This is a genomic window from Microbispora sp. GKU 823, assembly GCF_002027145.1.
Taxonomy (GTDB): Bacteria; Actinomycetota; Actinomycetes; order Streptosporangiales; family Streptosporangiaceae; genus Microbispora; species Microbispora siamensis.
This window is the reverse complement of the sequence record NZ_MWJN01000177.1, coordinates 1-8,821: the sequence shown is the minus strand read 5'-3', so window position 1 is coordinate 8,821 and position 8,821 is coordinate 1. Positions and strand designations below refer to the sequence as shown.

The window sequence follows — 8,821 nt, the reverse complement described above, 5'->3', positions numbered from 1 at the left end:
CCGGCGTCACCGGCGTGCCGGCGGCGTCTGGGTCGTGCTCGGCCGCCGCCCTGCCGTTCGTCGTCCTGTCGGACGTGCTGACTCTGCGCCACCCGCGGCCTCGGCACCATGCGGCCGACACTGCTGCTCGCCGGGGCCGTCCAGCCGCTCGGGCAGCTCGCCCTCGTCACCGCGGCCGTGCTCGCCGGGGCCCCGCCGCCGGTGCTGGCCGCCGCCTGGGCGCTTCCCTCCGTGGCCGGGGCGGTGCTGGCCGCCGTACGGCTGCGCGGGCTCGGGCCGTACGACGTGGGGGAGGTGGGCGCCTTCTGGCGGCACACCGCGCCGCGATCGGCCGCGGCGGCCGTGCAGTCGGTGTTCCAGCGGCTCGACGTGGTGATCGTCGCGCTGCTCGCCGGTCCCGCCGCCGCGGCGTCTACACGGCGGCGACGCGGTTCAAGGTGCTCGGGCAGCTCGCCGGTCAGGGGCTCGCCCAGGCCGCGCAGGCCCGGCTGGTCAGGGCCCTGGCCGAGGGCGACCTGGACGGCGCCAGGGCGCTGTACCAGACGGCCACCAGGTGGCTGGTCGTGCTCACCTGGCCGCTCTGGCTGGGGTACGCGGCGCTCGCGCCGTGGCTGCTGCCGCTGTTCGGGTCCGCCTACGCCGGCGGCGGCGCGATCGCGCTCGTCCTGTCTGCGACCATGATGGTCGCGACCGCCTGCGGCATGGTCGACGTCGTGCTCGTCGCGGGCGGGCGTACGGCCGCCAGCCTGGCCAACGTGACCACGGCCGTCGCCGTGACGATCGCCCTCGACGTGCTGCTCGTCCCCGCGTACGGCGCGCTGGGGGCGGCGCTGGGCTGGTCGGGCGGCGTGCTCGTGAAGAACCTGCTGCCCGCCGTGCAGGTCCACCGCCGCTACGGCCTGCGCCCCTTCGGCCTGGGCCGGTCGGTCAAGGCCGCGAGGGCGGCGTCGTGACCGCCGGTCCGCCCGTGCTGGTCACCGGCCTGCCGCGCAGCGGCACGAGCTGGGTGGGCCGGATGCTCACGGCGAGCGGACGCCTGGTCTACGTCAACGAGCCGCTGAACCCGCAGCGCCCGCCAGGCCGCTCCCCCGGTGTGCTCGACGCGTCCGTGAGACACCGATTCCAGTACATCTGCCCCGACAACGAGACGCCCTGGCTGGCGGCCTTCTCCCGTACGGTCGCGCTGCGCTACAACTGGCGGGCCGAGATCCGGCGCAACCACGGGCCCGGCGACCTCGCGCGGATGGCCAAGTACGGCACGGCCTTCACCGTCGGCCGCCTGCTGGCGAGGCGGGCGCTGCTCGACGACCCGTTCGCGCTGCTGTCCGCCGAGTGGTTCGCCCGCCGCCTCGGCTGCCGGGTGGTCGTCGTGGTCCGCGACCCCGTGTCGTTCGCCGGAAGCTGGCGGCGGCTCGGCTGGAGGGTGGACGTGCGCGAGCTGCTCGACCAGCCCCTCCTGCTGCGCGATCACCCGTACGTGGCCGAGCTCGGGCCGCTCGCCGGAAACCGGGACGTGGTCACGGGCGCGGCTCTGCTGTGGAAGGTCGCGCGGCAGGTCACCGACACGGTTGCCCGGCGCACCCCCGGCATCAGGATCGTGCGGTATGAGGATCTGTGCGCCGCGCCCCTCGACGGCTTCCGCGACCTGTACGACTGGTGCGGCCTGCCCTGGACCGGCCGCGCCGCCCGCCGGATCACCGCCGCCTGCACGTCCTCCCGCCGTGGATCCGGCTCCGCCTTCGCCTGGACCGGCCTGTCCCGTACGGCCTACCGCCCGATGGACTCCCGGCAGGCCCTCACGTCGTCTTCTCTCCCCCACGCCGACGCCGCCCGCGTACGGGCACTGGCGTACGACTGATCGGGGCGTCGTCCGTGCTTCAAGGAGGGTGCGCAGGGCGCGAGCCCAAGTTACCGACGTTCGGGATATAGCCCCACTCCGTCGGCGGCGGAGATATGTTGTTTCCCGAACGACACGAGGGTTGGAGAGCAGATGGAGCCGAGGGCGCGGCCTCAGAACGAGGCTGAAGTCCTGACGGCCGGGATCGCGGTCCTGCGAGACCGATTGCCGACCGGGTGGGACGTCCGGTCGCGCAGCCACGGCAGCGTTCCCGATACCGGCTTCGACGCGCTCTGGGATGTGACAGCACCAGACGGAAGCACGGTCGCGCTAGTAGTGAAGGTCAAACGCCTGGTGGAAAGGCGCGACACCGCCGCACTGCTTCAGCAACTGAGCACCTCCACAGGAGCCATTCCAGGCAGCCGCGGGGTTGTCGTGTCCAGATACCTGTCGCCGCCGGTACGTGAACGGCTCTCCGATGCCGGCCTGTCCTACATCGACGCGACAGGCAACATACGTGTGAGTGCGCCGCAGCCTGGACTTTTCATAGCGGACCGGGGGGCTGACCGCGACCCGTGGCGCAGTCCCGGCAGACCACGCGGAACGCTGAAGGGCGCTCCTGCGGCCAAGGTCGTACGCGCTCTGCTGGACCATGACAAATCGTGGGCGATCCGCGAATTGGTCGACATCGCAGGCGTTTCCACGGGGTCGACTTATCGAGTGATCGAGTTTCTCGAAACAGAGGGCCTCGCGACGCGAAACAGTTCGGGCGCTGTCATCGTGCCCGACTGGGTTGCGCTTCTGAGGCGATGGAGCGAGGACTACGGGTTCGTGCGGAACAGCCGCGTCACCCGCTGGATAGCACCGAGAGGTCTATCGAACCTCCTGCAACGAGCGGCGGGAAGCTCTGTTCGCTACGCCGTAACCGGAACCTTGGCCGCCGCTACGTGGGCCCCCTACGCCCCCGCCCGCTCGGCGATGATCTACACATCGGACGCCGAGCGATCCGCGCAGCTCTGGGATCTCCGTCCTGCCGATGCCGGGGCGAATGTCATGTTGGCCGAGCCTGAAATCGACGTCGTCTTCGCTCGCGGCCTTACCGACGCCGCCGGCCTGATGATCGCAGCGCCATCCCAGGTCGCCGTTGATCTCATGACAGGGCCTGGGCGTAGTCCTGCCGAAGCCGAAGAACTCATCGAATGGATGACGCGCAATGAATCCTCCTGGCGTAGATAGAGGCGACCTCCTCGTCCGATCTCGCGCCGCGCTTCTTGATGCTCTGGCCGCTCTGGATGCACATCGCGACGCCGTGATCGTGATTGGCGCGCAGGCCATCTATCTGCATACCGCGCGAAGTCCCGTCGCGCTGGCCGAGACGACGAAAGACAGCGATCTCGCACTCGATCCGAGGGTGCTGGAGGACGAGCCCCTTCTGGAGCAGTCCATGAGCCGTGCGGGGTTCTACCGTGACCCCATCGGTGGACAGCCCGGCGCATGGCTGAACTCTGAGGGCATCCCAGTCGATCTGATGGTGCCCGAAGCTCTCGCAGGACCCGGCACCAAGAACACACGAGGAGCACGCATTCCCCCGCATGATCGGCGTGCCACCCGGCGTGCTCGGGGTCTCGAAGCCGCCGTCGTCGACAACACGGTCATGGACGTCACCGCGCTCGACCCGGACGATGACCGGACGTATCGGGTCAGGGTCGCTGGACCTGCGGCCTTACTGGTGGCCAAGCTTCACAAGATCTCCGAACGCGTATCTGTTCCGCACCGGCTCAACGACAAGGACGCACATGACATATACCGCGTCTTAATCGACACCGATACCTCCCAACTGGCCACCGCCTTCGACGTCCTACGCAGCGACCCCATCAGCAGCGACATCACCGACCAGGCCGTCGAGTACCTGGCGGCACTGTTCGCGCCGGGGCCCGACGCACTCGGCGCGAGGATGGCGGGACGCGCAGAAGAGGGCATCGGTGAACCTGAAACTGTCGCCTTGGCGACGTCCCTCCTCGCCGCCGATCTCGTGCAGGCCCTGCAGCCCGACTGAAGCACACCGACCGCGTCTCCCCGGGGAGTCGACCTACATCCGGCCGGGTTCTTCTGCCGGAGACATCGGTGTCACCTTTGAAAGACCAGCACCCTGGTCAGCGTGTTGGACTCCACCAGCAAGCCTCGTATGCGGTGCAGGTGCAGACCACGCCTCCGATCGGGCGACCACCGACCGTGACCAAGCTGCACCGAGCTAGCCGAGGGTGGTGTCGCCGAGGGAGGCGAGGAGGGTGCGCAGGGCGCCGGCGAGGTGGTCCCGCTCCCGGGGGTCCAGCGACGCCAGCAGGCGCGCCTCGTTCGCGACGTGCGGCCCAAGCACCTCGTCCACCAGGGCGAGCCCGCGGTCGGTGAGCCTCACCCGGACCGACCGCCGGTCGCCGGAGTCGGGGATCCGTTCGACCAGCCCCCTGGCCGCCATGCGGTCGATGCGGTTGGTGATCGCGCCGGAGGTCACCATCGCCGCCTTGTTCAGCGCCCCCGCCGTCAGCTCGTAGGGCGGCCCCGAGCGGCGCAGCGTCGCGAGCACGTCGAACTCCCAGCGCTCCAGGCCGTACGCGGCGAAGAACTCCTTCAGCTCCCGGTCGAGCAACCGCGACAGCCGGCTGATCCGGCCCATGATCCCCATCGGCCATACGTCCAGGTCAGGCCGTTCCCGCGCCCACTGCGTCATCAGCAGATCGACGGCATCGCCCATGGCACGACCCCTAAACACTAAGTATCTCAACGTTGAGTAGTTTGACGTCTATGTGAGTCTCGTGCTGTTATTTCAACGTTGAGATTATCAACGAGGAGCAATCTTCATGAGCACGTTCGCCACATCCCGGCCCAGTTCTGCCGGAACGCTGGCCCTCACCGCGCTGACGCCGCTCGCCTGGGGCTCGACGTACGCCGTGACCACGGAGTTCCTGCCGCCCGACCGCCCGATGTTCACCGCGGTGATGAGAGCGCTGCCCGCCGGGCTGGTGTTGCTGGTCATCGGCCGCGTGCTGCCGCGCGGCGTCTGGGTCTGGCGGGCCGCGGCGCTCGGCGTGTTGAACATCGGGGCGTTCTTCCCCTTGCTGTTCCTGGCGGCGTACCGGCTGCCCGGCGGCGTCGCGGCCGTGCTGGGCGCGGTGGGCCCGCTGTTCGCGCTCGTCTTCGCCGCCCTGCTGCTCGCCGAGCGTCCGACCGCACGCAAGGTGCTCGCCGGTCTCCTCGGACTGCTCGGGGTCGGGTTGGTCGTGCTGCGCGCCGAGGCGCGGCTCGACATGGTCGGCGTGCTCGCCGGGCTGGCCGGAGCCGCGTCCATGTCGGCCGGGACCGTGCTGACCAAGCGCTGGGGCCGCCCCGAGGGTGTCGGGGCCCTCGCCCTCACCGGATGGCAGCTCACCGCGGGCGGGCTGCTGCTCGTCCCGGTCGCCCTGCTCGTCGAGGGCGCGCCGCCGGCGCTCAGCGGCGAGAACCTGCTCGGCTACGTCTACCTGGGCATCGTCGGCACCGCCCTCGGCTACTGGATCTGGTTCCGCGGAATCTCCCGGCTCCCCGCGACGTCCGTCGCCTTCCTCGCGCTGCTGAGTCCGGTTTCCGCGGCCGTCATCGGCTGGGCGGCGCTCGGTCAGTCCCTCAGCCCGGTTCAGTTGCTCGGCATGGTCCTCGCCCTCGGCGGCACCCTGCTCGGCCAGGCCCCGGCCGGGCCCTCCAGGAGCGCCGGCGCCCCGCCCGAGCCCGTACGGCCCGCGGCTAGTACGGCCTGCCCGTCCCGCTGACACGTACGAGCCCCATACGCGGAGCGACCAGCGGGACGTGGGAGGATTTTCCCGGCCGCGCCATGCGCGAACTGTGCCATGCGCTGTGCTCATGCGCGAGCCGTGCTCATGCGCGAGCTGTGCCCGCGCGAGCTGTGCCCGTGCGCGAATCAGGACGACCGGAGGACGAGCGCGATGCGCGACGAGAAGATCAGCGATTTCCTGTCCCGCCTCGCCGACCGGGTGCCCGCGCCGGGCGGAGGCGCCGCCGCGGCCCTGCAGGCCGCGCAGGCCGCGGCCCTGCTGGGCATGGTCGGGCGCTACACCACCGGCGAGAAGTACGCCGAGCACGCGGCCGTGATCGAACGGATCATCGGCGAGACCGACGAGCTGCGGTCGAGCGCCCTGCGCCTCGCCGAGGACGACGCGGCGGCGTTCACGGCGGTCACCGAGGCGTACAAGCTGCCCAAGGACACCGACGAGGCGAAGGCCGCCCGATCGGCAGCCATCGCCGAGGCACTGGTGGGGGCGGGCCGGGTCCCGGCCGAGGTCGTCGGCGTCGCGAGGAAGGCCGTCGGCATCGCCGAGGAACTGCTGCCCATCGGCAACCGCAACGTCGTCTCCGACATCGCCGCCGCCACCGAGGCCGCGCGGGCCGCGGCGACCACCGCCCGGGTGAACATCGAGATCAACCTCGGGGGGATCAAGGACGAGCGGGCCCGCGCCGAACTGACCGCCGAGGCGGCCGGCGTGGACGAGGTCGCCGCGCGGGCCGAACGGGTCACCGCCGCCGTCCGTGAGGAGATCGCGAAGTGAGCGCCCGCGTTCTGTCCGGCAAGGAGCTCGCGGCGTCCATCCGGACCGAGGCCGCAGAGCGGGCCGCCGCGCTCGCCGCGGCCGGTACGCCGCCGAAGCTCGCGGTCGTCGTCGCCACGGCGGACGAGTCCAGCGCCTGGTACGTCCGCTCGATCGCCCGCGCCGCCGAGAAGGCCGGCATCACCTGCGACATCGTCGACCTCGGCGCGGAGGCCGCCCCCGATCTGATCCGTGACAGGCTGGCGGCGCTGAGCGCCGACGACACCGTGCACGGGATCATCCTCCAGACCCCGCTGCCGGAGGGGGCGAAGCTGGAGGATCTGGCCGGCGCGATCGCGTTCGAGAAGGACGTCGACGGCGCCAACCCGCTGTCGCTGGGCCGCCTGGCCGCGGGCCTGCCCGCGTTCGCTCCGGCGACCGCCGAGGCCGTCGTGGCGATCCTCGACCACTACGGGATCGACCTGACCGGCCTGCACGTCGCGGTGGTCGGCCGGTCCACCGTGGTCGGCAAGCCCGCCGCCCATCTCCTGCTGGACAGGAACGCCACCGTGACGGTCTGCCACTCCCGTACGCGGGAGCTCGCCGCCGTCACCTCCGCGGCCGACGTGGTCGTGGCTGCGGTCGGCCGCGCCGGGCTGATCACGGCGGAACACGTGCGGGCCGGAGCGGTGGTCGTGGACGTCGGCACCAACCCCACCGAGGACGGCGGCCTGGTCGGGGACGTCGACGCGGTCGCGGTCGCGGACCAGGCCGGGGCGCTCACACCCGTGCCCGGCGGGGTCGGGCCGGTCACCACCGCGCTGCTGCTGCACCACACCGTGCAGGCCGCCGGCCGCGGCTGAACCGAACCGCCTCACGGAACACCATCGGACCTCCCGCGGAGATGCGTGGGCGCTACCGGATTCGTCCGCAGCGCTCCGGCCTTCAGGCCGGGGGTGAAGCGGACTCTCCCACGTAGCGGGGCAGGGAAAGCCGATTCGCCGTCAGGCGGATCGGCGTCTTGGCAGATCAGACGGGGCGGTTGTGCTTCTCGATGTACTGGCGCAGGACGCTGATCGGTGCGCCGCCCACGCTTCCGGCGAAGTAGGAGCCCGACCATAGCTTGTTGGCCCGGTAGTAGTGGCGGGCCAGTTCGGGGAACTCGGTCCGCATCCGCCGGGAGGACACCCCTTTCAGACAGTTGACGAGGCGGGACAGGGCGACCTTGGGCGGGAAGTTCACCAGCAGGTGCACGTGGTTGGCCTCGCCGTTGAACTCGGCCAGCTCGCACTCGAAGTCCGCGCAGACATCCCGCATGATCTGCTCCATGCGCTCCAGGTGAGCGCCGGTGAACACCCGATGCCGGAACTTGGTCACGAAAACCAAGTGGGCGTGCAGGACGAAAACACGATGCCTGCCGGTTCTGATATCTCCATACTCGGTCATAGACCAATGGCAGGATCATGGCGTGCAGCTCCGGTACAACTACCGCATGTCCCCGACGCCAGGTCAGCGTGTCGCGCTGGCACGGGCGTTCGGGTGCGCCAGGGTGGTGTTCAACGACGCGCTGCGCGCACGGCAGGACGCTCGGGAGCAGGGCTTGCCGTACATCTCGGATGGGGAGTTGTCCAAGCGGGTCATCACCCAGGCGAAGCAGACCCCGGAACGCTCCTGGCTGGGCGAGGTCTCATCCGTGGTGTTACAGCAGGCGCTTGCCGATCTGAACACCGCCTACCGGAACTTCTTCGCCTCCATCACCGGCAAGCGGCAGGGGCCGAAGGTCGCCCCGCCCCGGTTCCGGTCCAAGAGGGACAACCGGCAGGCGATCCGCTTCACCCGCAACGCCCGGTTTGCCATCACCACGGGCGGGAAACTCCGGTTACCGAAGATCGGCGAGGTGCCGGTTCGCTGGTCGCGCGCACTGCCCGCCGAGCCGTCCAGCGTGACGGTGGTCAAGGACGCGGCCGGCCGATACTTCGCCTCGTTCGTGGTCGAGGTCGCCGAGCAGCCCCTGCCACAGGTCGAGCCCGAGGCCGGGATCGATCTTGGGCTGTCGGCCTTCGCGGTCCTGTCGAACGGCCGGAAGATCGACTCCCCGCGTTTCCTGCGCCGGGCGGAGAAGAAACTCAAGCGGCTCCAGCGGGCGCTGCCCCGCAAAGCCACGGGGTCGAACAACCGGGCCAAAGCCCGGCAGCAGGTTGCCCGCCGGCATGCGAAGGTCGCCGACGCGCGCCGCGAGTTCCACCACCAGCTCTCCACCCGGATAGTCCGCGAGAACCAAGCGATCTACGTGGAAGACCTGGCGGTCAAGGGGCTGGCGCGCACCCGGTTGGCCAAGAGCGTGCACGACGCGGGCTGGTCGCAGTTCCTGACCATGCTGGAATACAAGGCCCGCATGCACGGGCGG

At 70.5% G+C, this 8,821-nt stretch carries 10 protein-coding genes and 1 pseudogene; 8 read left to right on the top strand and 3 right to left on the bottom strand.

Annotation, left to right across the window (positions count from 1 at the left end; all coding sequences use genetic code 11):
* A pseudogene (locus B1L11_RS53445) lies at positions 1-317 on the bottom strand (hypothetical protein); the annotation flags it as partial.
* 120 nt (positions 318-437) lie between these two features.
* On the opposite strand from B1L11_RS53445, the gene B1L11_RS53440 reads away from it, so the two are divergent.
* The 4 genes from B1L11_RS53440 (at position 438) to B1L11_RS43030 (ending at position 3,893) form a co-directional block, all read left to right on the top strand.
* Complete coding sequence (locus tag B1L11_RS53440) at positions 438-953, top strand: lipopolysaccharide biosynthesis protein (RefSeq protein ID WP_256863400.1); 516 nt, start codon at positions 438-440, stop codon at positions 951-953.
* Positions 950-1,858, top strand: coding sequence for a sulfotransferase domain-containing protein (locus B1L11_RS43040; protein WP_079320917.1), 909 nt, complete (start codon positions 950-952; stop codon positions 1,856-1,858). Before B1L11_RS53440 ends, B1L11_RS43040 begins: the two co-directional genes overlap by 4 nt.
* Before the next feature lie 132 nt (positions 1,859-1,990).
* Complete coding sequence (locus tag B1L11_RS43035) at positions 1,991-3,073, top strand: hypothetical protein (RefSeq protein ID WP_079320916.1); 1,083 nt, start codon at positions 1,991-1,993, stop codon at positions 3,071-3,073.
* Positions 3,051-3,893, top strand: a complete 843-nt coding sequence (locus tag B1L11_RS43030; protein WP_079320915.1) for a GSU2403 family nucleotidyltransferase fold protein — start codon at positions 3,051-3,053, stop codon at positions 3,891-3,893. Before B1L11_RS43035 ends, B1L11_RS43030 begins: the two co-directional genes overlap by 23 nt.
* A gap of 195 nt (positions 3,894-4,088) precedes the next feature.
* Here the strand turns inward: B1L11_RS43030 and B1L11_RS43025 are convergent, their stop codons facing one another.
* Positions 4,089-4,589, bottom strand: a complete 501-nt coding sequence (locus tag B1L11_RS43025) for a MarR family winged helix-turn-helix transcriptional regulator (RefSeq protein WP_079320914.1) — start codon at positions 4,587-4,589, stop codon at positions 4,089-4,091.
* A gap of 106 nt (positions 4,590-4,695) precedes the next feature.
* On the opposite strand from B1L11_RS43025, the gene B1L11_RS43020 reads away from it, so the two are divergent.
* From B1L11_RS43020 to B1L11_RS43010, 3 genes are all read left to right on the top strand, one after another.
* Positions 4,696-5,640, top strand: coding sequence for an EamA family transporter (locus B1L11_RS43020; protein ID WP_079320913.1), 945 nt, complete (start codon positions 4,696-4,698; stop codon positions 5,638-5,640).
* 174 nt (positions 5,641-5,814) lie between these two features.
* Positions 5,815-6,435: a cyclodeaminase/cyclohydrolase family protein gene (locus B1L11_RS43015; RefSeq protein WP_079320918.1), complete on the top strand. Its 621-nt coding sequence runs from the start codon at positions 5,815-5,817 to the stop codon at positions 6,433-6,435.
* Entirely contained in the window at positions 6,432-7,277 is an 846-nt protein-coding gene (locus B1L11_RS43010) for a bifunctional 5,10-methylenetetrahydrofolate dehydrogenase/5,10-methenyltetrahydrofolate cyclohydrolase (RefSeq protein WP_079320912.1), read from the top strand. The genes B1L11_RS43015 and B1L11_RS43010 overlap by 4 nt, the downstream gene beginning before the upstream one ends.
* Before the next feature lie 166 nt (positions 7,278-7,443).
* Here B1L11_RS43010 and tnpA read toward each other — a convergent pair whose 3' ends face one another.
* Positions 7,444-7,860, bottom strand: coding sequence for an IS200/IS605 family transposase (tnpA, locus tag B1L11_RS43005; RefSeq protein WP_079320911.1), 417 nt, complete (start codon positions 7,858-7,860; stop codon positions 7,444-7,446).
* Positions 7,861-7,882: 22 nt separating this feature from the next.
* Between tnpA and B1L11_RS43000 the strand changes: the two genes are divergently transcribed.
* Positions 7,883-8,821 (top strand): RNA-guided endonuclease TnpB family protein (locus tag B1L11_RS43000; protein ID WP_079320910.1); only part of this gene is annotated, 939 nt, incomplete at its 3' end.

What these genes read in the sequence shown, in the direction of transcription:
- B1L11_RS43015 (WP_079320918.1), top strand. Translation starts at nt 5,815, where the DNA reads ATGCGCGACGAGAAGATCAGCGATTTCCTGTCCCGCCTCGCCGACCGG.
- tnpA (WP_079320911.1), bottom strand. Translation starts at nt 7,860, where the DNA reads ATGACCGAGTATGGAGATATCAGAACCGGCAGGCATCGTGTTTTCGTC.
- B1L11_RS43030 (WP_079320915.1), top strand. Translation starts at nt 3,051, where the DNA reads ATGAATCCTCCTGGCGTAGATAGAGGCGACCTCCTCGTCCGATCTCGC.
- B1L11_RS43020 (WP_079320913.1), top strand. Translation starts at nt 4,696, where the DNA reads ATGAGCACGTTCGCCACATCCCGGCCCAGTTCTGCCGGAACGCTGGCC.
- B1L11_RS43035 (WP_079320916.1), top strand. Translation starts at nt 1,991, where the DNA reads ATGGAGCCGAGGGCGCGGCCTCAGAACGAGGCTGAAGTCCTGACGGCC.
- B1L11_RS43025 (WP_079320914.1), bottom strand. Translation starts at nt 4,589, where the DNA reads ATGGGCGATGCCGTCGATCTGCTGATGACGCAGTGGGCGCGGGAACGG.